Genomic DNA, 21,506 nt, shown 5'->3' on the forward strand with positions numbered 1-21,506 from the left:
GTTCTGCCGCGCCCGCGTTGTCGCGGAGAAGGGATTTCTGACTGTGAGCTGGCAGGCGGTGAAGTGGTCGACCACGCAGGTCCCTCCCGGACTCGTGAAGCTGGCCGCGCGCGCGGTCCTCGACGTCTACGCGGAGGCCGCCGACGAACACGGACGCCAGTCGTATCAGTCGCACCTCACCGTTGCCTGGCGGTTGGGCTGCACGGTGCGGAATGTCTCCGATCACGTGGAGTCGCTGAGAAGCGCCGGCCTCCTGGTGAAATCCGCTGACCAGTCAGCTGTGGCCCACCTTCCCGCCGACACTCGCCCGGTGGTTTACGACCTGCCGATCCACTGGGTCAGGGAAGACACACTCGATGACTTCCGGGAGGAGGAAAAGGAGCGTCGGCGGCGGTACCGCAAGCCGAAAACCGGCTCGGCCGAACCCAGCGAACGGTATGAAGAAAACTTCCTCACCGGTATGCAGAACTCTTCCTACCGTGAGCCTGAACGGTATGAAGAAAACTTCCGCCACGGTATGAAGGATTCTTCTCCGCGGTATGAAGAAAACTTCCCCGACGGTACGAAGAAAACTTCAGACAAACCATCCCTTGGAACCACCCAAGGAACCACCCCAGAACCATCTGGTTCAACCGCTCCGCAGCTGAACCTGATCGAGACCCCGGCGCCCGAGCCGAAGAACAGGCTCGCGTCGAAGCCGGGAGACCCCGACGGCTTCGTGGAGTTCTGGGAGGTCTACCCGAGGCGGGTCGCCCGCGGCGCGGCCGTCAAGGCGTACGCGAAGGCGATCAAGAAGGCCGACCCGGCGGCGATCCGTGAGGGCGCCCGCCGATACGCGGAAACCCGCCGGGGCAAAGACTCGGAGTTCACCGCTCACGCCGCGTCGTGGCTCAACGCCGAACGATGGGCCGACGAACCCGATCCTGTCCAGGCGGCCCCGATGTCCAAGGCGATGCGCGCCGTCCAGCAAGGCGAGGAGCTGAGGGCCCGACTCGCGGCCGGGCAGCTCCAGCAGTTCAGCAATCAATCCAGCCCCATGCGGGCCATATCCGGAGGTTTCGCGTGACCACCGACGAGATCATCACGTTGTTGCAGGCGATCGGTGTCTACACCGGCAAGGAGGTCGACGAGGCTGCCGTCGCGGCCTGGTCCGAAGCTGCTCGCCGGCGCAGTTGGACGTTCCCCGAGGCGATCGACGCAGTGCACGAGCACTTCGCCGACGAGACCGGGTGGATCATGCCCGGCCACGTAACTCAGCTGATCCGCCGTGTCAGGGGTGCAAATTGGCAGGACTGACCGACCAGGGCGAGAAGCCGTACGACGCCACTGCGGAACGAGGACTGCTCGGCGTGGCGATGATGGCGCCCGATGCGTGCCGACAGGTGTTCCTGTCGGTGCGACCGGAGGACTTCCACATTCCGGGTGCCCGCCACATCGCGACCGTGATGCACGGGATGCTGCTCGCCGGGAAGCCGGTGGATCCGAACTCGATCGTCGTGGAGGCGCAGAAGCGGGGCCTAGTCCCCGGCAAGGTCGATCCGCATCAAGTCCACGAGTGCATGAAGTGGGCGTATCAGCCTGCTGCCGCGCCAGATCTGGCTCAGCGCATCCGGGACCTGTCCGCCGCTCGGAAGCTGTCGGAAGCTGCGATCCGTTTGCAGCAGCGGTTCGAATCGGCATGGCAGACAGGTGTGGAGCAGGCCGATATCGATGCCGCGCTGTCGGCGATCCGCCGTGAATGCGACGAGGCCGAGCGGATCGCGGCCGACGCGACCGCGAGCAAGCCGATGGCCATGGGGGATTTCCTGTCCACCACTGTCCACCACGACTGGCTGGTCCCGGACCTGCTGGAGCGGATGGACCGCATCGTCCTCACCGGCGCCGAGGGCGGCGGCAAGTCGGTGGCCTGCTCGCAGATCGCGTGCACCCTCGCCGCCGGCCTGCACCCGTTCACCGGAAACGTGCTCGGCGCGGACCGGACCCGCGCCCGGGTGCTGATCGTGGACTGCGAGAACTCCCCGTCGCAGTGCATCCGCCGATACAGCTGGGTGACCGGAATGGTCGACAAGCGGCGCCGCAATCACGGTCTGTCGCCGATGGACTGGAACGACACCATGGCGATCGAGGTCCGGCCGGCCGGTATCGACCTGCTCACCGGTCGGGACACGGCGTGGCTCGAGCGCGCCATCACCGACACCGCGCCGGACCTGCTGGTGCTGGGTCCGCTGTACAAGCTGCACCACGAGAACCCGAATGAGGAGAAGCCCGCCCGGGAGATCGCGTGGGTGCTCGACGGCTTGCGGGAGCGGTACGGGTTCGCGCTGCTGACCGAAGCCCACGCCGGGAAGAGTCCCGCGGGCGATGGTCAGCGGAATATGGCGCCGATCGGGTCGAGTGTGTGGCTCCGCTGGCCGGAGTTCGGTTTCGGTCTGCGCCGGGCGCGGGAGGATCCCGGCCACGGCCGCGCTTCTGTTGTGGACGTCGTCTCGTGGCGCGGAACCCGCGAGGAGCGTTCATGGCCGTCGAAGCTCCATCACGCCACCGCGCTGCCGTGGATGCCCGCGGACCCCGACTACTACGCAGCCGCGAACGGCCGAGCGGGGGAGCCTCAATGAACTCGAAACCGGTCCGGATCATCCGGACGCACCAGGGAGCCCCCGCCGGGCCGCACACGGGCTCGCTGGCCCCGTTTGTGCCCCCGCCGGGTACGAGCGTCTGCCCGGTCTGCACCGCGTACGTAGCGGACGCGGAAATTCATGCGGCCTACCACGACCGCACCGAACGTTGGGCCCAGCGGGTCGGGGAGGTACTGCAGATCGTCCTCAACACCTTGCTCGTCCGCCGAGGTGGCGCGCGGGGGTTCGGCTCATGAGCACCCCGGAGCAGGCGCCCCCGCCCCGGATGGCCGCGGACCACATCGTCGCCATCGTCGGCGCCTACGAACGCCAGTTCCCCCACCTGAAACCACCGCTGTTCCACGCCGACGACGTGCTTCCGATGCTCGCCGGCAACGACAAGGAGTTCCAGACCGCTTCCACGCTGTTGGAGGCGTACCGCGTGTTCTACCCAGCAGGAAGCGAGGGCGCGGCTTGAGCCGCTCCCCCGCCACCAACGAGAACCGAGGAGGACCAATGCGAGACCCTGAAACTGTCACCAACACCGGGAGCACCATTCCCATGATCGGGAAAGCCCAGCGCAGCATGGTTACCGCGCTCCGGATCGTCGGCCGCATGACCTCCCTGCTGCCATGGCGCATGACCCCCTGGACTCCCCTGCCCTGGTCCCTTTGCCACTGCGGGGAACTCGCCGACTGGCACGCGCTCACCGGCGGCGACTGGTGCATGCCGTGCAAGTACGCCATGCACGACACCTGCGAGTGCAGCCAGGAGCCCACCAATGCCTGAAACCGTCGCACACGAGTGCCGCCAGGGCCGCCACTGCAAGAACCGGACCCGCACCGCCGAGGGCCAGTGGCACGGCGCCGGCGTCGAACGCGCCGGAACCCTCTGCCGGTCGTGCGAGGAGCACGCCTTCGCAGACATACGGCAGCTGGCCGACGACTACGCGGATCTCGCCCAGGCGCGCACCGAGCCGACCCGGATCGGTGGCGGGCCGAAGGTGTCCCGCTCCGCGGAGCTACCGGTCCCGATCGCGCTCATCGTCGACACCCTGATGACCGAGATCGACGAGGAGGCCGCCCGGTGGGCCCGGCGCCTCCCTGGCGATGGATCGGACCTTGCGGTGATCTCCTCGCACCTCGGCACGCTGACTGACCTACCCGCGCAGACGGTGACGGTGTGGATCCCGCACCCGGACGGCGGCGACGACATCGGCGACATCGTCCTCGACGGCGTGGACGCAGTGCTCCGCCTCGCGGCGCTGCACCGGCGCGCGGAGAAGCTCCTCGGCCACGACGCGGTCAAGGACAGCCGGCTCACCGAGGCCTGCCACGTCTGCGGCATGTGCACGCTCACGGTGAGCCTGCAGACCAACCTGATCACGTGCCGGATGTGCAAGAACGTCTGGCACCAGGACGAATTCACCCGGTTGAACAACCCGCTGATGGCCGCATGAGCACGTTCACCTGCGACCACTGCGGCCGCACCGCAGGCGACTACGCCGGCGGCTCCGCGGCCGCCAGCCTCGACGACGGCACCGAGTACCGGTTCTGTCACCCCAACGCCCCAGACCGCCCTGACTGCTATCACCTCGTCACCGTCCACGGCGAGCAGATCGGGATCCGACGACCGAAGGAGACCAGAGCATGAGCAGCACACCCAGTGGGTTCCGCACCACCGACTGGAACCCGACCATCGTCGAAGCCGCAAAGGTCATGTACGAGCGGCTCCGCCTCGGCGACCGGGATCTGCCGGAGTGGCCGGAACTCGACAAGGACGCGAGCGATCACTACTGCATCGCCGCCCAGAACTGCGTCGAGGCGTTCCACTGGGAGGCGTCGAAGATGGTCACGGTGTGGAAGGACTTCGGGTGACCGGGATCAGACGCTCGACCCTGGATTGGGCCCGCGATATCGCGCGGGCCTACCGCGGTGCTCTCCTGGCAGTGGATCCGGAGCGCTGTGCCCGCCTCGACGAGAAGGCCCGGGAGAACGGGCAGAGCTGGGCGGCGCCGACCCTGGTCGATCCGGCGGAGATGGAACGGTACTTCGATGTACCGCTGCCGCCGGCGGAGATTGAGCGGTTGTGGGGCGTGAAAGCGGCCACGATCCGTTCCTGGGCTCGCAAGGATCGACGCGACCCCCGGGACCGGTCGAAGCCGCTGCTGCGCCGGCACGGGACTGGTGGGCATGCCCGATACGTTCCTCGGGAGGTTCTGGCCGTCCAGTCGCGGCACCGGGTGATCGATGGGCGTCCTCGGTTGGACGTCGCGCGAGACACGGAAGGGTGAGGGTATTGAGCCAATCGCAGCTGGACGAATTTCGCCGGGAGGTCAATCTCGCGCTGGCCGTCGGCGCTTTCGGCGACCTGGAGTTGCCTGCAACGAGTGATGATGGTGGTCACCCTGTCGTGGTGGCGCTGGAAGACGAATCGCTGTCTGTCGTCCTCGACCGACTGGGAGCGGTCGGCGGCCGCGCCACCTTGTTCGTACGCGGGCCGCACGACATGGGGATCGTGTCGGTGGCTGGCATGAGCAGAGCGGAGAGGCCGTGAGAAACTACGCCGTTGCTCCGGGTGAGTACCTGCAGGAATGGATCGACGAACACAGCCTGTCCCAGCGGCACGTCGCCGATCTCATGGGATGCAGCCGCGAGCAAGTCACCGACATACTCAGTGGACGCGCACCGGTCACCGACGACACCGCGATCCGCTTGGAGCGCGTCATGGGCGTCCCTGCCGAAGCGTGGATCCGGTACGAGATCGCCTACCGAGCCGACCTCGCACGCATCGGTGATCATGGAATGAACCGCGGGATCGTCTGGCGCTGGAATCCAGGTAAGGGTACCGGCGTAGTCCGTACCGACGCCGGAACACTCGTCTGGTTCCACATCTCAGCGCTCGACGACAGCACGGCCGATATCGGCATGCCGGTGGATATTGAGGTGGATCCGACGCCCCAGGGCTCATTCTCGTGCCGCGCATTCCGAATCACCCGATCTTTGCCCGCTTCCTGGCATAACTGAGCTGATCACAGGGGTCGGCGAATTGCCGACCCCTTCGGGCGCGGCGGCTGGACATTGTTCACTGTGCCAGGCAGGATGTAGGTGGACCAGGACAACTGTGTCCATATCGAGATCAGCCTTCAGCGGCATGAAACGTCCGCGCACCTTCCGAGATATGTTGAATGCCTGGCTATCCGGTCGGGCATCCGATCTGGAAAGCGCAGGAAATTATGGTTGTCTTGGAAGGTATGCCAGGGAACCCCATCGCCGAGTATTCGAGCCTCAGGCTGGACGAGCTCGATGATGACGGCAAAGCCGTCGACCAATTCGACTACCGCATCGTTCCCGACGATGAAGCTGACGACGAGCAGGCTTGGTACCCGCTGAGTTCACCAACCAGCCAGGACCTCCTCGGGCACGTCATCGACGACATCGTGGAAACCACACTCGACGGCCGCCCCGTACGTCTGCACGTTCGGGCCCACAGCCGCGACAACGTTCAGCCGCGGTAGTCTCCACGTCGCGGCGGTCCGCCGCAGATCCTAAGCCCACCCCGGCCCCCCTTCCGAGGTGGGCTTAGCTGCATCCGAGGGAGTTCTCATGGCCCGGATGATGGTCCACCGCAGCGGGTCCTGCGGCTGCTGCCCGGCCCCCGATCGCGGTACGGCACGGCAACGCGAGAAGCGTGAAATCGGACGCTGGCGCGACGACTACGAGTCAGACGACCAGCTCGAAAGCGACCTGTGCTGGAACGACAACCTCGATTGCCCGTGCGCCCCGTCTCTCTGCTGCTCCGCGAAGTGGCCGCCAGCGGACTGGCCGCCCAAGGCGCACGTCTCCTACGCGCGATGACGGGGATGATGGGCGCGGCCGCCTGGAAGTGCCAGGGCTGCCACAGCTGCGACGGCAACGGCCCACGCAGCACCCACCAGCAACGCTCACGCGAGAAACGCGCCTGGACCGCCGAGGCCACCGCCGAACTGCTCGACACAGAGCACACACACCCGAGGAGCCTTGATGGCCATCCTGGCCGCGTTCATCCACTCCCTGTGCCACCCGGCGCCGCTCCAAACCCTGGAGCAGCCCATGACCGTGTTCGAGGTAGCGCCCACCGTGTGGACATGGTGACCACCCCAGGCCCAACCGAGCAGGAGAACCAGTGACCGCCCTCATCCTCAACGCCCTGTGGGACCTCATCAGCTACAACGACTTCCAGCTACCCAAGCTGGCATGGCAGGCCATCCGCACAGGCTCGGCATAAGTGCAACGCAGCACCAGCACGAGAGACCGACACCGAACACTGATCGCCCGCGGCCGGCCACCATGCGGCATATGCGGCGGAGACATCGACTACAGCCTCCCCCACCTCGACCCGGGCGAATACGTGATCGACCACATCGTGCCCTTGGCCCGAGGCGGCGCCGACACCCTGGACAACCTCCAGCCGGCTCACCGGCACTGCAACCGGCAGAAGGCCGACAAGGATCCCGACACGGCCCCCAGACCGGCCTACCGGACCTTCGTCACCGATCGAACCTGGTAATCCACCCACCCCTGGGCGGGGTCCCGCTCCCACCGCAGGCCCCGCCGCCCTGGGCATAGGCGGCTGTCTATCCACGAAGCCCCCGCCCCCCGGAAGGAGGCGACCGACCATGGCTGAGAAGAAGCTGCGGGTCGTCTCCGAGGAGGAGCGCCGCGCGCAGCCGCTGACGTTGCTGGAGGCGGTCGAGGACGGTGACGTCCTGGCGATCCTGAAGGCGCAGCGGCGGATCATCGCCGAGTCCCTGGCAACGGCGTCGGAGAATACGAAGCCGCAGTACTCCAACGAATTGACGAAGCTGACGAAGCTGATCACCGAGGAGGAAGGCCGGCGGGCGGTGGAGCGCGGCGAAAACTCCGTGGTCGCGCGGACCGATGACGAAGCCTGGGACAGCTCGGCTATCTGAGGTCGCCCGGCATGTCGTCGAGCCGGATGGGATCGTCTCGACTCGCTGGCCGCGGGTACGGGATACCTGCCGCAACTTAGGTTGGGAGTTCGACGGCTGGCAGGACGGCACCGGGCGCCTGATCTTGGCTTTACGAGCCGATGGGCTGTACGCGGCGGACACGGTGGTGATCTCGATCCCGCGGCAGGTGGGCAAGACCTTCCTGATCGGCGCGATCGTGTTCGCGCTGTGCCTGATCTTCCCAGGTCTGACGGTGATCTGGACGGCGCATCGGTTCAAGACTGCGCGTGAGACGTTCTCGGCGATGAGCTCGATGGCCGACTCCTCCCGCGTCCGGCCGCACATCAGCAATGTGTCCCGCGGCCGCGGGGAGGAAGGCGTCTACTTCGTCAACGGATCCCGAATCATGTTCGGCGCCCGGGAGCGCGGGTTCGGTCGAGGGTTTGCGAAGGTCGACGTCCTGGTGCTCGATGAGGGACAGATCCTCACCGAGGCCGCGATGGAAGATATGGTGCCGGCCACGAACGCGGCGCCGAACCCGCTGATCCTGTTGACCGGCACGCCGCCGCGGCCGAAGGACCCCGGCGAGATCTTCACGACGCTGCGGCAGGAAGCGCTCGACGGCGAGTCCGACGAGACGGTGTTCATCGAGATCTCGGCCGACCGTGATTGCGATCCGAACGACCGCGAGCAGTGGGGCAAGGCGAATCCGTCCTATCCGCACCGGACTTCCGAACGCGCGATCCTGCGCATGAAGAAGAACCTCGGGCCTGACTCGTTCATGCGTGAGGGTCTCGGCGTCTGGGATGAGATCAGCAAGCACATGCCGGTTGTCAGGGCGTCGCTGTGGCGCCAACTGTCCGATGTCGGACCGGTCGACGGCACCGCACCGACAGCGTTCGGCGTGGATATGTCGCACGGCCGGGAGATCTCGATATCGGCGTGCTGGATCGAAGGCGAATCAGCGCATTGCGAGGAAGTGTGGGCCGGTGTCGACGAGGACGCTGCGGTCGAGTGGCTGCTCGCCCGGGCGCGCCGGCGTGCCCCGATCGCGATCGATTCGGCGTCGCCCGCGGCGTCGATGGTGCCGGTGTTGAAGGCGCGGCGGATGGCGGTTGTTCAGACCTCGGCGGGCGATATGGCCAAGGCGTGCGGGCTGTTCGTGGCGAAGGTGAAGGGTGCTCGGTTCACTCACGGCGGGCAGAAGGCGGTGGATGACGCGGTGGAGGGCGGCCGGAAACGGCCGATCGGCACTGCTGGCGGGTGGGGTTGGGACAGGACGGACGAGACGGTGAATATCGCGCCGATCGTGGCGATGACGTTGGCGCTGTTCGGGGGGTCGGGAACGCGGCCCGTCTCGGGCGGCGGCCGCGGTGTCTCGCGTGGCATGAGGTCGACGACAGGCGGAAGGACGGCGGTATCGCGGTGATCACCGACAGGATCGCAGCCGAGAAGATCACCATTCCCGGCCTGGAGGACGACGAGCAGGACACGCTCGATGGTCTGGTCGTCGAGCTGGATCGGAAGGCGCGGCGTAATCGCCTGCGCAAGGCGTATTACGACGGCAAGCACGCGGTGGAGCGGCTCGGGCCGGTTGTACCGCCGCAGTACTACCAGCTGGCCATCGTTCTCGGCTGGTCGGCCAAGGCGGTCGATATCCTTGCCCGCCGTTGCAACCTCGACGGGTTCGTGTGGCCGGATGGCGATCTCGCCGGTCTCGGTATCGGCGAAGTGGTCGAAGACAATTTTCTCGGTGCCGAGTCGTCCGCCGCGGTGACCTCCTCGCTGATCCACAGTGTGTCGTTCCTGGTGAATACCGAGGGTGACGGTGATGGCCCGAAGTCGCTGATCCACACCAAGGACGCGCTCAACGCGACCGGGGAATGGAACCAGCGCACCCGTCGGCTGGACAACCTGCTGTCGATCACCTCCCGGGACGAGGAGGGGCGGCCGACCGCGCTGGCGCTGTACCTGGAGAACCTGACCATCGTGGCTGAGCGCCGTTCGGGCAGATGGGTGATTGTGGATCGGTCGCCGCATCCGTGGGGTGTGCCGGCTGAGCCGTTGGTGTACCGGTATCGCCCGGGGCGGCCGTTCGGTTCGTCGCGGATCTCGCGGGCGGTGATGTCGCTGCACGATCAGGCCATTCGGACGGTGATCCGTATGGAAGGTCACGCCGACGTGTTCAGCTTCCCTGAGCTGCTGCTGCTCGGCGCGGATGAGTCGGTGTTCAAGAACGCCGACGGGACGACGCGCGCAGTGTGGGAAGTGATGCTCGGCCGGATAAAGGGCATCCCGGACGACGACAACGCGGTGAACCCGCGCGCGGACGTTAAGCAGTTCGCCGCCAGCTCGCCGGCCCCGCATATCGAGATGCTGCGGCAGCAGGCGCAACTGTTCAGCGGTGAGACGTCGATCCCGCTGACCTCGCTGGGTGTGTCGGACATGAGTAATCCGACCTCCGCGGACAGCTACATCGCATCGCGCGAGGATTTGATCGCGGAGGCGGAGGGCGCGACCGACGATTGGGCGCCGGCGTTCCGGCGGTCGATGATGCGAGCGCTGGCTATCCAGAACGATCTCGACGAGATCCCGCCGGAGTGGCGCAGCATCGACACGAAGTGGCGGTCACCGATCTACCTGTCCCGGGCGGCGCAGGCCGACGCGGGCATGAAGCAGCTGACCGCGGTGCCGTGGCTCGCCGAGACAGAGGTCGGGCTCGAGCTGCTGGGCCTGACCGAGCAGCAGATCGAACGCGCGCTGGCGGATCGGCGGCGTGCGAATGTGCGCCAAATCCTGGACCGGCTTCCCGCGGTCACCGAGACCGGGGAGCAGACGCCAGCTCAGCCGGTAGACGAGATGACCACCGATGGCAGTATCGCCAGCTGAGCGGCAGTACGTTCTCGCCCAGATCGGGAAGGTCGCCTCCGATGCCCTGCAGGTGCTGTGGCAGCAGGCGGCCGCGCTGTCGACCGGCGATTTCGCCGCGTTCGTGATCGAGGCCTTCCCGGAGTTGGTCGCGCCGTACACCACGCTGGCTGCCGAAACCGCGCTGCTGTGGTACGCCGCATCGGAGTTGGTGCCCACCGACTTCGTGCCGGAGCTGGGGTCACTGCCGAGCGTGGAGCAATTGACCCGGTCGGCCGAGTGGGCGCTGGGCGGGCAGGGAACGGTCGGGCTCGACCGGTTGCAGGGCACCACGCAGCGAGCGGTGTACGACTCGGCGCGCAGCACGATTGTCGAGAACGCCGAGTTCGAGCCGGGCGCTCGGTGGGCGCGGTATGCGTCGGCGAACGCGTGCGCGTTCTGCGCGATGCTGGCCACCCGCGGCGCCGTCTACACCTCCGCCGAGGCGGCTGAGGGTGTCGTCGGCCGGGGGACGGAGATGTCGTTGATGGATCGCCGGATCCGCGCGGCCGGCGGAACCCGGCGCACCGGTGGGCGGTTCACGGCGGGGGGCGTACGCGCCCGCGGGGAACGTCCGCTCGGCGAGAAATACCACGACCACTGCCATTGCCTCGCGATCGAGGTCCGTCCCGGCGACAGCTACACCCCACCTGACTACGTCGAGCGGTGGGACGACGCCTACATCACCGCGACCCGCGAAACGCCGGGCGTCGGACGGTACGGCGCGATCGACCGAACCGCAGTGCTAGCCCATATGCGCGAGTCACTCGGCTCTCACTAGACCACCCCGACCGCAACGGGAGGGGACAACCCCGGAACGGGAGATGCACATGTCCGCCATCACGATGCCCATCCATCCGGTGACCGGAGTGCGGGCGATCGGATTCACCCGCCGCGGCCCTGTCTGGCCGGTTCTCGGTGGCGCAGAAGACGCCGGCCATCCCGGCGCCGAAGAGAGCACTGGGGAAGGCTCGGGCGATACACCGCCGGCCGATCCGAAGCCGACCGAAACGGTCGAGTTCTGGAAGCAGAAGGCCCGGGAGCAGGAGAAGCGCGCCAAGGACAACGCCGCCGCCGCGAAGCGGCTGGCCGAGATCGAAGACGCGCAGAAGTCGGAGACCCAGCGGGCCGCTGACAAGGTCGCCGCAGCCGAGGCCGAGATCGCAACGATCCCGGCGAAGGTCGCCGACGCGCTCCGCGGTCACCTGGTCGCGCTGCACAAGATCGACAGCGCCGACGCCGAACTGTTCCTTACGGCAACGGATCCCGATCTGCTGCTCAAGCAGATCGACCGGCTCGTCGCTCAGGCGGACAAGAGCAAGAAACGCAACCACGTTCCCCGCGAGGGAAACAACCCCGAACCCGGCGAGAACTCCATGCACGCGTTCGCGCGGCAGCTGTTCCACGGCGGAGAATAAGAAAGGGCCACCATGGCTACTTTGACCACCGGGAGCCTGAGCATCCCGAACCAGATCCTCGATCCGTGGCTCGGCAAGGTGAAGTACGGCTCGGCCGTGGCCACTCTGTCCGGCGCCACCCCGATGAAGTTCGGCACCGGCCAGTCGATGACCTTCACCATCGGCGAAGCCGAGTACGTCGGTGAGGGCGCGAACAAGGGCGGATCGACCCTCACGCCCACCACCAAGACGGTGAAGCCGTTCAAGTTCCACAAGACGGTCCGCTGGACCGAAGAGGTCATGTGGGCCAACGAGGACCACCAGCTCGAGGTGGTCGAGCAGATCCTCGACCAGATCCAGCCCGCGCTGTCGCGCGCTCTGGACTTCGGTGTGTTCCACGGCATCAACCCCACCGGCGGCGCCGCGGTCGCAGCGATGACCGAGAAGCTGTCCGACACCACCAACTCGATCGAGATCGGTGCGAGCGATAAGCCGTACGCCAACCTCGACGCGGCCGACGCGCTGATCCTGGCCGACAGCTTCAACCCGCGCGATATCGCGTTGGATCCGTCCTTCGCCGCGGTGTTCGGCGGTCTGCGTAACGCGACCTCCGAGCAGAAGCTCTACCCCGATCTGTCCTACACGACAGCTCCGGCCGGCCGCCTGGAGAACCACAACTCGTCGGTGTCCGACACCGTCGGCGCTGTCGGCGTGGCCGCTGTCGACACGGACGTTAAGGCGTTCGTGGGTGACTTCTCCGCCATCCGGTGGGGCATCCAGCGCCAGCTCGGCCTGGAGGTCATCCAGTACGGCGACCCGGACGGTGGCGGTGACCTCAAGCGCAACAACCAGGTCGCGTTCCGCTCCGAGGTCGTTTACGGCTGGGGCATCGCGGATCTGAACGCGTTCGCCAAGATCATCGACGCCGCAGCCTGATGCCTCGCCTGCGTAACTCCGTGACCGGTGTGGTCGTGTCCGTCTCCGACGACACGGCCACCCGGCTCGGCCGCGAATGGCAGCCCGTCGAGGCCGCACCTCCGCGCCCTCGCAGGCGCGCGCCCCGGCGAGCCACGGCCCCGGCGACCGAAAAGGAGTAGGTGCACATGGGCGACTTCATCCAACCAGCGGATCTCGCGCCGTTCGCGACCATCGATCCGGCCAAGGCCGCGGCGATGATCGAGGACGCCGAGGCCATGGCCAAGGAGTACGCCCCGTGCATCACCGATGCCGAGTTCGCGAAGCAGGGCGCGGTGAAGGCGATCCTCCGCGGGGCGATCCTGCGGTGGAACGACGCCGGATCCGGAGCAGTAGCCACGCAATCGGCGGGCCCGTACGCGCAGACGTACGACACCCGGCAGCCGCGTCGACAGCTGTTCTGGCCCAGCGAGATCGAGCAGTTGCAAGGCCTGTGCGCGTCCGACGGTGACGGTAAGGCCTTCGCTGTGGACACCGCGCCCGGGTGCGGTACAGCGCACGCGGCGACGTGTTCCCTGGTGTTCGGCGCGTTGTACTGCTCTTGCGGTGCCGATCTCGCCGGCGCCCCGCTGTGGGGCGTGGGCGGATGATGTTCCCGACGCCGTGGTCGGTGGGGGTGCATGTCTTCTCCGGCAGCGGTGAAGACGCGCACGGCAACCCGACCATCACGTTCACCCCACCGCTGTCGCAACCGGGCACTGCGGTCGCGGTGTACGGGTGGTTCGTGCCGTCGACCACCGAACTGCCTTTGGCCGGGCACGACCGGGTGATCGTCGATGTGCAGCTCCTCGTCCCGCCTGGATTCCCGGCCGGGCCGCGGGATGTCGTCGACCTGCCGGATGGGCCGGCCGGACAGTTCGAGGTCGTGGGCTATCCGGAGGACTACACGCACGGCCCGTTCGGGTGGGCGCCGGGCGCGGTGCTGAATCTGCGGAAGGTGGATGGCTGATGGCGGTACGTATCCGTTTTCACAATGAAGCGTTCGAAGAGCTTCGCCGCGGGGACGCGGTGCAGGATGAACTCGCCAAGCATGCCGAGTCCTGGGCCCAGGCGGCGCGGGACGACTCCGGCCGGTTCGGATATCAGGCGCGGCGCGGCGTCGGCGAGAGCCGTGACCGGGCAGCAGTAGTCACGGTCAACGCTGCCGCAATGAACAACGAGGCGCACCACCACACCCTGATCCGCACGATGCCGGGCGGCACCTGATGACCGCACTGGTCGCGTTCCCCGACGCCGAGGCTGCGATCATCACGCACCTACGTGGCCAGCTCGCCGCCCTTGGCGTTCCAACACCGGTCTCCGGGCGGGTACCCAACCCGGTGCCGGCCCGGCATGTACGGGTTGTTCGCACTGGTGGACTTCGTCGCGACCTTGTCACCGACCGGGCCCGGCTGACGTTCGAGTGCCGTGATTCGGCCGGCGAGCCGGGCGCTATCGAGTTGGCTCGGCTGGTGCGGGCGATCGTCACCCACGCACCCGGCTACATGGGCGGGGCGTGGGTGGATTTCGCTGCTGAAGTCGGGGGCCCGGCGTCGTCGCCGGATCCGGATACCGGAACGCCCCGGTATTTGCTGACCGTCGAGCTGCATATGCGTGGCTCAGAAATGTAGACCGCTCTACTGATTCATCTCTCTCCAAAGGGCCTGCGCAACAACCCGAAGGAGAACCGCCATGGCTATGGCGACCACCAAGACCATCGGTGCGGGTACCCCGAACATGGTTACCGGCGGCGTGCTCGTCGCCCCACTTGGCAGCACTCTGCCGACCACTGCGGAGGCCGCCTACGACGCCGCGTTCAAGGCACTCGGCTACGTGTCGGAGGACGGCCTCGAGTCTCAGGGCGAACGGACAGTTGAGGCCATAAAGGACTGGAACGCCGACATCATCGCCCAGCTGCAGACCGAGCATTCGGCCCGGTTTGGGCTGACCCTGTACGCGGTATGGGATCCGGATGTCCTGAAAGAGGTGTTCGGCGAGGACAACGTCACCGTCACCGCGGCTACCCCGACCACCGGAACCTTGATCACGGTCGAGGAGACGGGTTCGATCCTGCCGTACCGCTCGTGGTCGTTCGATATGGCATACGGCGGCAAGAAGCTTCGGCTGGTGCTGCCGAACGCCAAGATCACTGAGGTGACCGAGTCGGCGTTCGTGTCCAACGCGCTGGCCGGTTTCCAGGTCGTCGTCGAAGCGTTCAAGGACGACAACGGCGTGAAGGTCTACCGGTACCTCGACGACGGCGTGTTCTCGGTCTGACCGTCCCTAAGACCCCCAGTGGTGGCGGGTTCCCCTATGCGCAGGCCGCCCGCCACCGCTGGGGCCTCACAGCCCCGTTTGCCTGCGCATCAATGAGAAAGGTCTGCGCACATGACTGCTCGTAGAAGGCCGGCCGCGGCCGCTCCGAAGGAGACGACGGTCGTCGAGGACGACTTCGTCACCAAGGCCGGTGGTGTCGAGATCCGGTTGCCGTCGCTGTCGAATCTGCCGTTCGGTCTGCTCCGCAAGTCTCGGAACCTGTCGAAGCTCGAGCTGATGTTCGTGGTCATCGAGGACGTGCTCACCGATAAGCAGCTCGCCGCGATCGACAAGCTCCGCAACACCGAGATCACCCAGCTCGTCAACGAATGGCGCGAACACTCGGGTATCGACCTGGGGGAATCCTAAGCCTCGCCGCCCTCATCGAGCAGTATCCGCGGGCGGTCGAGCGTGACTTGATCGACCGCGGGCTGCGGCTGCGTCAGCTCGGTACCGAGGCGCTGACGTGGTGTGACTTCCGCGCGATCTTCGCGGATCCGCACCCGGATATGGCGGTGACCCGGGCGATGCGGCCGGATGAGTGGCAGTGGGGCCTCCCCGAGCAACTGCTGGCCTCGGCTGTCGATGCCCTGACCTTGCTCGTCTGGGCGAAAACGAAGGACGCCCAGAAGGGCCGCAACCGTCCGAAACCGATTCCTCGTCCTGGCATTGCGAAGCCGGAGCGGATCGGTGACGCGATGCCGATCGAGGAACTCAACGCACTCATCGGATGGGAGGTGTAGCCCGTGGCGAACGTGGAGCTGGCAACCGCCTATGTGTCGATTCTTCCGGAGACCTCGCGTATTGCTCCGCGTATCCGTGAAGCGATCGCCGATGCCGATGGTGAGCGGGTGCGCGTCGAGGTCGACGTCGACGACTCGCAGCTACGGAACCTGTCCGGGGCGGCGCAGTCTGCCCGCACGGAGCTCGGCGGTATGGGTTCGTCGGCCGGGAGCCTCGCCAAGCTGGCGGGCGTTCTCGGCGCGGTCGGTGGCGCTGCAGGCCTGGCGACAGGAGCTGTCGGCACCCTCGGTATCGGTATGGCGTCACTCGGTCCGGCCGCGATCGCTGTCGGCGCAACCGTGGCGGTCGGGTTCCAGGGCATGGGGGACGCGATCTCCGCGGTCGCCGAGGGCGATATGGAGGCCCTCAACGAGGCGATGGGAAAGCTGGCCCCCTCTGCGCAGGCGATGGTCACCGCCATCAGCGGGCAGAAGGCTGCGTGGGATGAACTGCAGGGCGCGGTGCAGCAGGAGATGTTCGCCGGGCTCGACCAGTCGTTCACCAACCTGGCGAACGCGACCATGCCGACCCTGCGGGAGGGAATGACCGGTGTCGCCGGGTCGCTGAATCAGGCCGCCGCGGGGGCGATGGAGTTCTTCGCCACCGCTGAAGCCCAGGCCGGGATCCAGGCCGCGTTCTCCGGCGCATCGACGCTGATCTCCGCGATCGGCCCAGGTTTGGGTCAAGCCACGCAAGGTTTCCTGTCGATGGCTCAGGCCGCGGCTCCCGCGATGGAGTCGGTCGGTGCCGGTCTCGGCGGTTTGCTGGGCAGCATCGGGCAGGCGTTCACCAATACCTTCGAGTCCGGTGCGCTGACAACGTTGATCGACGGGTTCGGTCAAACTCTCGCCGGACTCGGTCAAGGCCTACAGCCTCTGATAGAGGGGCTTATCGGCGCAGCCGGGCATATCGCGCCCGTACTCGGGCCGCTGTTCGCGTCGATCGGGCAGGCCATCGGCCCTGTGCTGCCGATGATCGGGGAGATGGGCGCCGTGCTCGGTGGTGCACTGACCCAGGCTATTCAGGCGTTGGCGCCGGCGTTGGGGCCGGTGGTTCAGGCGCTGTCGTCGATGCTGTCGGCGATCGCGCCGATCCTGCCTGTGGTCGCCGAGGTCGCGTCCGGGCTGTTGCAGGCGCTCGCCCCGGCGCTGACGGTGCTGTTCGATGCGATCGGTCCGGTGATTCAGCAGGTCGCGGATCTGATGATGCCGATCTTCCGGCAGCTGCAGCCGATCCTGCAGCAGGTCGCGATGCAGCTCGGCCAGGCGCTGGCGGATGCGATCACTCAGCTCGCGCCGATCCTGCCGCCGATCATCGAGGTGTTCGCGCAGCTGGTTTCGGCGATCGCTCCGCTGCTGCCGCAGGTCATGCAGCTGATCACGTCATTGCTGCCGCCGCTGGTGTCGATCATCACCGCGGTCGCGCCGCTGTTGACCAAGGTCGCGTCGATCGTGATCAAACTGGCGACCGAAGTCATCGAGCACGTCCTCATGCCGGTGCTGCGGGTGGTGGCGGGCGTGTTCAAGTCCACCTTCGAGATTGCGGCGAATGTCGTGCAGGTCGCCGTCGATTTGATTTCGGGCGCCGTCGATATCGCGCTGGGCATCTTCGATGGTCTCAAGACTGCGATCGGTGCGGTCGGTGATGCGTTCGTCGCGGCGAAGGATTGGATCGTCGACGCCTGGAACGCCATGATCGACTGGTTCAAAGAGTTGCCGGGCAAAGTCACCTCGGCAGTGTCGGGGCTGTGGGACGGGATCAAGAACGCATTCCGGGACGCGATCAACTGGCTGATCAACGCGTGGAACAATTTCCGGCTCCACTTCGACTTCACGATCCCGATCATCGACAAAGACATCTCCCTCACTGTCGATACCCCGGATCTGCCGCTTCTCGCCCGCGGCGGTCGCGTGTCCGGGCCCGGAACAGGCACCAGCGACAGCATCCTCGCCGGCCTGTCCGACGGGGAGTTCGTGGTGAACTCGCGCTCGACCGCGGCGAACCTCCCGCTGCTGGAGGCGATCAACTCCGGGTGGGTGCCGTCGGCGGACTTCCTGCACGGCATGATCCCGGGGTTCGCGTCCGGCGGCATCGTGGGCGGGGCGGGGTCGCTGTCGAGTATCCAGCAGGGCATGTGGGAGGCGCTGCGTAACGCGTTCCCCGACGCGTCACTCACCTCGGCGACCCGCACCGCCGATGTGGGGTCCGGCTACGACTTCCACATGCAGGGCAAGGCGATCGATATCGCCGGCCCGAACATGGGCGAGATGGCGGAGTGGATCGCCACCAATTTCCCCGGCTCCCTGGAATTGATTTACGGCAACGGGTTCGGCAACAACATCGACGACGGTCAGAACGTCGGCGACGGCATGTCCTACTTCGGTGCTGACACCATGGCCGGCCACAACGACCATGTGCACTGGGCGATGAACACCGCGCCCGATATCGGCGCGGTTGAGCCCGGTTCGGGTGCCCTGTCCTCGGGCGGAAACTCCGGTGGCGGCTTGGGTGGTGGAGGCGGGGCGTCGGGCGGCGGTGCTGGTGGTAGCGGTGCCGGCGGTTCGTCGGGCGGCGGCTCGGGCAGCGCGGTCGACGTGTTCGTCACGAACTGGCCGTCGTCGGGGATCGCCGCGGCCGCGCAACCGGGCGCCAGCACGTCGACATCGACCACAGCCAGCACGACATCTGCCCAGAGTTCGAGCACGGCCAGTACCGCGGCGCCGGCCGAGGAGCAGCAGCATCCACTGACCGGGCTACCGCTGTCCGGCGACCTCTTCAACGGCCCCGCCCCGTGGTACATGGCTGCCACTCCAGAGCAGGCCGTGGCCAATCTCAGCACCCAGGCCGGGGCCCTCGCACAGCGCGGCATCGGGGATGTGCAGTCGTTCTTCCAGGACAACTGGAAAGAAATGATCCAAACCGGTGCGGGCGTGCTCGGAATGGGCGCCATGGGTGGGGGCGGCACCACCTTCAACATCTCGGGCACCGACCCGATGGGCGCGGCGGCCGCCGTGGAGCGCGTGCACCGCCGCCGCACTATGGCCACTCAACGCACGGGAGGTTTCGGCCGGTGAATCTTCTCCTGCGCAACCGGTCCACGAAGATCGTGGTCTGGGATATCCACGGCCGGGTCTGGCATCTCCACGGGTGTGGAGCCGGCCGGGAAGGGGTGCGCCTCGATACACAGTCCGGGTACATGTTCGCGCCAGTGAACCTGCTGGTGTCCGAGGGCGCTCGGCAGGACGGTGCGACGTTTCTGCGGTCGGTGCGGAACAAGAAGGAGATCGACTTCTTCGTCTTCATCGACGGCCGCGGAGACGTCCGCTCCTTCCACGCGATCCACGACGCGTGGCATCGGGGTTGGTCGACCGATATCCCCTGCAAGATGGGGTATTTCACTAGGCATCAGGGGTGGCGGTACCAGATGGTGCAGCTCGATTCCGCCCCGGAACTGCAGGGTTCGATCGACCCCACCCGCAATGCGGCAGTCGAATACCAGATGTCGGTCACCGCCATGGATCCGCTGGAGCGGCACCTCGGCGAGCACGACGTGTGGATCAACTCCGACGGCGCGAACGAAGGCATCGTGGTGGCGCGCAATGCAGCGGATCAGCCGGCGTGGCCGCGGTACACGATGCCGGGCCCCGGCCGGTACGCAATCCAGGATCCGCTCGGTGATGATCTGCGGATCGTCGAAACCCCGCTGCTGGTGGACGGCGAGGAATTGCGGATCGACACCCATCCGCGGCACCGGACCGCACGGGTGTATTCCGAGGCGCTGCCCGAGGGGCGAAACGTGTGGGGGCAGATGGGTGGCCGCCGCTGGTTTGCGTCGCTGCCGCCGTGGTCGTCCACCGAGATCATCGTCCGTGTCACCGACGGGGACCTGGAATCCGGTGTCCGGGTGGATGTCGCGCCGCGTAGTTCGAGGCCGTTCTGATGGCGTGGGACCACGCGAAGGCGTCCCGGACGCTGGATCTCGCGGAGCGTTCCGATCAGCAGTACATGGCCGACCAGACCGTCCTGGTCAGGTATTGGGACAAGTACTTGCAGGAGGTCGGCGAGGAGCACAACTACACCTCGCTGGAGATCTCGCGCATCAAGAACGGTGCTGGCGGGTTGAAGATGTCGATTCCGAAGGTGGACATGGTCTATTACGACCACATCTTCGCCAACCCCGACGGCGCTGATGCCACGATCCCGATCACGGTGAACACGAAGGCGTATCGGTGGGACGGCTACATCACGAAAGCCTCGATCGTCCGGGATGAGAACGGCGTCGAGGTGGTCGATATCGAGGCCATCCACTGCTGGAATCACATCGCCACCACCGCTTGCTGGGCCTCACCGTTCGCGCCGATCCTGGCGCAGTTCCCGCGGCACATGATCCTGTTCGGCCCGGCCCGCACGATCGCCGTGTTGTACCTGGTCACGAACCTGATCCGTCTCCAGGCGTCGTTCTGGACGATCCCGGATCGGTGGCTGGATGCCCCGGACTGGGCGCAGGTCGGCAATGCTCTGTGGCCGATCTGCGTGGTTCCTGTGGACACGTTCCGCGACACCTCCCCGTGGCGCGCAGGGTCCGCGCGGTTCGATATGGCGGACCAGCTGATCCTGCCGATGCTGGAAGACACCGGCGTCATGCTCGACGCGCAGTTCTATCTGCCGGAGGAAGACGAGCAGCCGGCACCTGAGTGGTACTACCTCGACCGGCCGACCGTGGTGATCAAGGCGGTCGACAAGTCCGGCGTCACCGGGCCCTCCGGCACCCTGCTCGATGGGTTCGTGCGGATGCTGGAGGAGTGGGTGGACGACGGTAGCCCCGTCCGGTATCCGTCCTTCAATAGCCAGACCGAGTACGAGGCGGTCTACTCCTCGACCGGGCCCCTCGGGACCGTGAGGCAGTACCCGCACGTCTGGTACCTGGAGGGCGAGTACTCCGGTATCGGATCGTCGGAGATCGCGCTCCATAAGCCGCTGGCGCAGAACGTGATCGTGGGCGGCAAGAGCCCGGGCTGGGTCAATGCCGCGATCGAGATCGCCATGAAGAACCTGCTGGCGTGGTTGGGTTTGTTGATCGGGCTGCCCGGCCTCGATTCCCTGTATCAGGGCCAGCTCGATGATGTGTTCCTGGCGTGGGCCGTATACGAGGACCAGGGCCGCACCGAGCGCAGCGGGCCGTTCGGCTTCAAAGAGCACGTCGTCACAAACTCCTCCAAAGCATTCACTTTGGACGGTGTCATGACCGGGCGCCGGGGTCTGCACACCACTCGCGGCTACGTCTCTCAGAAGGTGTCGGTCGGCGACGGCGCCCCGTACCTCGTGGGCCAAGACTTCGACCTCGGCGACCAGATCGGGTTCGTGATCGGGGACCAGGCCTTCGCTGACTACGTGTCGGAGATGACCTTCCGGGACGACCGCAAGACCGCCGCGAGATGGGAGTTGACCGTGGGTGACGGCTCGGACGAAGAGGATTCGCTCGTCAAAGCCTGGGATCGGATGTCGCAGATGGCGCAGATGCTGAAAACCCTGGCCACCGATGTCGGGGCTGACCTCGACCTGCTGATCTTCTGAGGAGGGGCA

29 protein-coding genes are annotated in these 21,506 nt (G+C 66.6%); all 29 read left to right on the forward strand.

Going from position 1 to position 21,506, the window contains the following annotated elements:
* Window positions 1-43 precede the first annotated feature (43 nt).
* The 29 genes from IU448_RS15115 to IU448_RS15255 all read left to right on the forward strand — a co-directional run bounded on the left by IU448_RS15115 (window position 44) and on the right by IU448_RS15255 (window position 21,497).
* Window positions 44-1,066 carry a hypothetical protein gene (locus tag IU448_RS15115; RefSeq protein ID WP_195056120.1) on the forward strand — a complete coding sequence of 341 codons (1,023 nt, stop codon included), beginning with the start codon at window positions 44-46 and terminating at the stop codon, window positions 1,064-1,066.
* Window positions 1,063-1,296, forward strand: coding sequence for a hypothetical protein (locus IU448_RS15120; protein ID WP_195056121.1), 234 nt, complete (start codon window positions 1,063-1,065; stop codon window positions 1,294-1,296). Before IU448_RS15115 ends, IU448_RS15120 begins: the two co-directional genes overlap by 4 nt.
* Complete coding sequence (locus IU448_RS15125; protein WP_228812710.1) at window positions 1,284-2,615, forward strand: AAA family ATPase; 1,332 nt, start codon at window positions 1,284-1,286, stop codon at window positions 2,613-2,615. Before IU448_RS15120 ends, IU448_RS15125 begins: the two co-directional genes overlap by 13 nt.
* 253 nt (window positions 2,616-2,868) lie before the next feature.
* Complete coding sequence (locus tag IU448_RS15130; protein WP_195056122.1) at window positions 2,869-3,093, forward strand: hypothetical protein; 225 nt, start codon at window positions 2,869-2,871, stop codon at window positions 3,091-3,093.
* Between the two features lie 38 nt (window positions 3,094-3,131).
* Window positions 3,132-3,404 carry a hypothetical protein gene (locus IU448_RS15135; RefSeq protein WP_195056123.1) on the forward strand — a complete coding sequence of 91 codons (273 nt, stop codon included), beginning with the start codon at window positions 3,132-3,134 and terminating at the stop codon, window positions 3,402-3,404.
* Window positions 3,397-4,074 carry a hypothetical protein gene (locus IU448_RS15140; RefSeq protein ID WP_195056124.1) on the forward strand — a complete coding sequence of 226 codons (678 nt, stop codon included), beginning with the start codon at window positions 3,397-3,399 and terminating at the stop codon, window positions 4,072-4,074. The genes IU448_RS15135 and IU448_RS15140 overlap by 8 nt, the downstream gene beginning before the upstream one ends.
* Window positions 4,071-4,268, forward strand: a complete 198-nt coding sequence (locus IU448_RS15145) for a hypothetical protein (RefSeq protein WP_195056125.1) — start codon at window positions 4,071-4,073, stop codon at window positions 4,266-4,268. Before IU448_RS15140 ends, IU448_RS15145 begins: the two co-directional genes overlap by 4 nt.
* Window positions 4,265-4,492: a hypothetical protein gene (locus tag IU448_RS15150; protein ID WP_195056126.1), complete on the forward strand. Its 228-nt coding sequence runs from the start codon at window positions 4,265-4,267 to the stop codon at window positions 4,490-4,492. Before IU448_RS15145 ends, IU448_RS15150 begins: the two co-directional genes overlap by 4 nt.
* Entirely contained in the window at window positions 4,489-4,908 is a 420-nt protein-coding gene (locus IU448_RS15155) for a terminase gpP N-terminus-related DNA-binding protein (protein WP_195056127.1), read from the forward strand. The genes IU448_RS15150 and IU448_RS15155 overlap by 4 nt, the downstream gene beginning before the upstream one ends.
* Window positions 4,909-4,913: 5 nt before the next feature.
* The gene (locus IU448_RS15160; protein ID WP_195056128.1) at window positions 4,914-5,171 is read left to right on the forward strand and encodes a hypothetical protein; all 258 of its coding nucleotides are present in this window, start codon (window positions 4,914-4,916) and stop codon (window positions 5,169-5,171) included.
* On the forward strand, window positions 5,168-5,641 hold the full coding sequence (locus IU448_RS15165; protein WP_195056129.1) for a HigA family addiction module antitoxin: 474 nt from the start codon (window positions 5,168-5,170) through the stop codon (window positions 5,639-5,641). The genes IU448_RS15160 and IU448_RS15165 overlap by 4 nt, the downstream gene beginning before the upstream one ends.
* A 161-nt stretch (window positions 5,642-5,802) precedes the next feature.
* On the forward strand, window positions 5,803-6,132 hold the full coding sequence (locus IU448_RS15170) for a GreA/GreB family elongation factor (RefSeq protein ID WP_195056130.1): 330 nt from the start codon (window positions 5,803-5,805) through the stop codon (window positions 6,130-6,132).
* Window positions 6,133-6,881: 749 nt separating this feature from the next.
* A complete protein-coding gene (locus tag IU448_RS15175) occupies window positions 6,882-7,163 on the forward strand; it encodes an HNH endonuclease signature motif containing protein (protein WP_195056131.1) in 282 nt (93 codons plus the stop codon).
* A gap of 109 nt (window positions 7,164-7,272) precedes the next feature.
* Window positions 7,273-7,566: a hypothetical protein gene (locus IU448_RS15180; RefSeq protein ID WP_195056132.1), complete on the forward strand. Its 294-nt coding sequence runs from the start codon at window positions 7,273-7,275 to the stop codon at window positions 7,564-7,566.
* Between the two features lie 163 nt (window positions 7,567-7,729).
* The gene (locus tag IU448_RS15185; protein ID WP_324188604.1) at window positions 7,730-8,995 is read left to right on the forward strand and encodes a terminase; all 1,266 of its coding nucleotides are present in this window, start codon (window positions 7,730-7,732) and stop codon (window positions 8,993-8,995) included.
* Entirely contained in the window at window positions 8,992-10,455 is a 1,464-nt protein-coding gene (locus IU448_RS15190) for a phage portal protein (RefSeq protein WP_324188605.1), read from the forward strand. Before IU448_RS15185 ends, IU448_RS15190 begins: the two co-directional genes overlap by 4 nt.
* Window positions 10,436-11,254: a hypothetical protein gene (locus tag IU448_RS15195; protein WP_195056134.1), complete on the forward strand. Its 819-nt coding sequence runs from the start codon at window positions 10,436-10,438 to the stop codon at window positions 11,252-11,254. The genes IU448_RS15190 and IU448_RS15195 overlap by 20 nt, the downstream gene beginning before the upstream one ends.
* 49 nt (window positions 11,255-11,303) lie before the next feature.
* Complete coding sequence (locus IU448_RS15200) at window positions 11,304-11,891, forward strand: hypothetical protein (RefSeq protein ID WP_195056135.1); 588 nt, start codon at window positions 11,304-11,306, stop codon at window positions 11,889-11,891.
* 12 nt (window positions 11,892-11,903) lie between these two features.
* Window positions 11,904-12,806: a phage major capsid protein gene (locus IU448_RS15205; protein WP_195056136.1), complete on the forward strand. Its 903-nt coding sequence runs from the start codon at window positions 11,904-11,906 to the stop codon at window positions 12,804-12,806.
* Between the two features lie 167 nt (window positions 12,807-12,973).
* Window positions 12,974-13,435 carry a hypothetical protein gene (locus IU448_RS15210; RefSeq protein ID WP_195056137.1) on the forward strand — a complete coding sequence of 154 codons (462 nt, stop codon included), beginning with the start codon at window positions 12,974-12,976 and terminating at the stop codon, window positions 13,433-13,435.
* Complete coding sequence (locus tag IU448_RS15215; RefSeq protein ID WP_195056138.1) at window positions 13,432-13,794, forward strand: hypothetical protein; 363 nt, start codon at window positions 13,432-13,434, stop codon at window positions 13,792-13,794. Before IU448_RS15210 ends, IU448_RS15215 begins: the two co-directional genes overlap by 4 nt.
* Window positions 13,794-14,051 carry a hypothetical protein gene (locus tag IU448_RS15220; RefSeq protein ID WP_195056139.1) on the forward strand — a complete coding sequence of 86 codons (258 nt, stop codon included), beginning with the start codon at window positions 13,794-13,796 and terminating at the stop codon, window positions 14,049-14,051. The genes IU448_RS15215 and IU448_RS15220 overlap by 1 nt, the downstream gene beginning before the upstream one ends.
* Window positions 14,051-14,455 carry a hypothetical protein gene (locus tag IU448_RS15225; RefSeq protein WP_195056140.1) on the forward strand — a complete coding sequence of 135 codons (405 nt, stop codon included), beginning with the start codon at window positions 14,051-14,053 and terminating at the stop codon, window positions 14,453-14,455. Before IU448_RS15220 ends, IU448_RS15225 begins: the two co-directional genes overlap by 1 nt.
* 61 nt (window positions 14,456-14,516) lie before the next feature.
* Complete coding sequence (locus IU448_RS15230) at window positions 14,517-15,101, forward strand: hypothetical protein (RefSeq protein ID WP_195056141.1); 585 nt, start codon at window positions 14,517-14,519, stop codon at window positions 15,099-15,101.
* 111 nt (window positions 15,102-15,212) lie between these two features.
* Window positions 15,213-15,509 carry a hypothetical protein gene (locus IU448_RS15235; RefSeq protein WP_195056142.1) on the forward strand — a complete coding sequence of 99 codons (297 nt, stop codon included), beginning with the start codon at window positions 15,213-15,215 and terminating at the stop codon, window positions 15,507-15,509.
* A complete protein-coding gene (locus IU448_RS28935) occupies window positions 15,470-15,883 on the forward strand; it encodes a DUF5361 domain-containing protein (protein WP_228812712.1) in 414 nt (137 codons plus the stop codon). The genes IU448_RS15235 and IU448_RS28935 overlap by 40 nt, the downstream gene beginning before the upstream one ends.
* 3 nt (window positions 15,884-15,886) lie before the next feature.
* Window positions 15,887-18,997, forward strand: a complete 3,111-nt coding sequence (locus IU448_RS15245; protein WP_195056143.1) for a phage tail protein — start codon at window positions 15,887-15,889, stop codon at window positions 18,995-18,997.
* Complete coding sequence (locus IU448_RS15250; RefSeq protein WP_324188606.1) at window positions 18,994-19,863, forward strand: phage tail protein; 870 nt, start codon at window positions 18,994-18,996, stop codon at window positions 19,861-19,863. The genes IU448_RS15245 and IU448_RS15250 overlap by 4 nt, the downstream gene beginning before the upstream one ends.
* Window positions 19,863-21,497, forward strand: a complete 1,635-nt coding sequence (locus IU448_RS15255) for a phage tail protein (protein ID WP_228812714.1) — start codon at window positions 19,863-19,865, stop codon at window positions 21,495-21,497. The genes IU448_RS15250 and IU448_RS15255 overlap by 1 nt, the downstream gene beginning before the upstream one ends.
* Window positions 21,498-21,506 lie beyond the last annotated feature (9 nt).

The sequence above is a fragment of the Nocardia flavorosea genome (assembly GCF_015477805.1).
In the GTDB taxonomy this organism is placed as follows: domain Bacteria; phylum Actinomycetota; class Actinomycetes; order Mycobacteriales; family Mycobacteriaceae; genus Nocardia; species Nocardia flavorosea_A.

Excerpts from the sequence above, each read along its gene's own strand:
- IU448_RS15130 (WP_195056122.1), top strand. The coding sequence starts at position 2,869 with ATGAGCACCCCGGAGCAGGCGCCCCCGCCCCGGATGGCCGCGGACCAC.
- IU448_RS15135 (WP_195056123.1), top strand. The coding sequence starts at position 3,132 with ATGCGAGACCCTGAAACTGTCACCAACACCGGGAGCACCATTCCCATG.
- IU448_RS15140 (WP_195056124.1), top strand. The coding sequence starts at position 3,397 with ATGCCTGAAACCGTCGCACACGAGTGCCGCCAGGGCCGCCACTGCAAG.
- IU448_RS15145 (WP_195056125.1), top strand. The coding sequence starts at position 4,071 with ATGAGCACGTTCACCTGCGACCACTGCGGCCGCACCGCAGGCGACTAC.
- IU448_RS15150 (WP_195056126.1), top strand. The coding sequence starts at position 4,265 with ATGAGCAGCACACCCAGTGGGTTCCGCACCACCGACTGGAACCCGACC.
- IU448_RS15170 (WP_195056130.1), top strand. The coding sequence starts at position 5,803 with ATGCCTGGCTATCCGGTCGGGCATCCGATCTGGAAAGCGCAGGAAATT.
- IU448_RS15180 (WP_195056132.1), top strand. The coding sequence starts at position 7,273 with ATGGCTGAGAAGAAGCTGCGGGTCGTCTCCGAGGAGGAGCGCCGCGCG.
- IU448_RS15195 (WP_195056134.1), top strand. The coding sequence starts at position 10,436 with ATGGCAGTATCGCCAGCTGAGCGGCAGTACGTTCTCGCCCAGATCGGG.
- IU448_RS15200 (WP_195056135.1), top strand. The coding sequence starts at position 11,304 with ATGTCCGCCATCACGATGCCCATCCATCCGGTGACCGGAGTGCGGGCG.
- IU448_RS15205 (WP_195056136.1), top strand. The coding sequence starts at position 11,904 with ATGGCTACTTTGACCACCGGGAGCCTGAGCATCCCGAACCAGATCCTC.
- IU448_RS15210 (WP_195056137.1), top strand. The coding sequence starts at position 12,974 with ATGGGCGACTTCATCCAACCAGCGGATCTCGCGCCGTTCGCGACCATC.
- IU448_RS15215 (WP_195056138.1), top strand. The coding sequence starts at position 13,432 with ATGATGTTCCCGACGCCGTGGTCGGTGGGGGTGCATGTCTTCTCCGGC.
- IU448_RS15220 (WP_195056139.1), top strand. The coding sequence starts at position 13,794 with ATGGCGGTACGTATCCGTTTTCACAATGAAGCGTTCGAAGAGCTTCGC.
- IU448_RS15225 (WP_195056140.1), top strand. The coding sequence starts at position 14,051 with ATGACCGCACTGGTCGCGTTCCCCGACGCCGAGGCTGCGATCATCACG.
- IU448_RS15230 (WP_195056141.1), top strand. The coding sequence starts at position 14,517 with ATGGCTATGGCGACCACCAAGACCATCGGTGCGGGTACCCCGAACATG.
- IU448_RS15235 (WP_195056142.1), top strand. The coding sequence starts at position 15,213 with ATGACTGCTCGTAGAAGGCCGGCCGCGGCCGCTCCGAAGGAGACGACG.
- IU448_RS28935 (WP_228812712.1), top strand. The coding sequence starts at position 15,470 with ATGGCGCGAACACTCGGGTATCGACCTGGGGGAATCCTAAGCCTCGCC.
- IU448_RS15255 (WP_228812714.1), top strand. The coding sequence starts at position 19,863 with ATGGCGTGGGACCACGCGAAGGCGTCCCGGACGCTGGATCTCGCGGAG.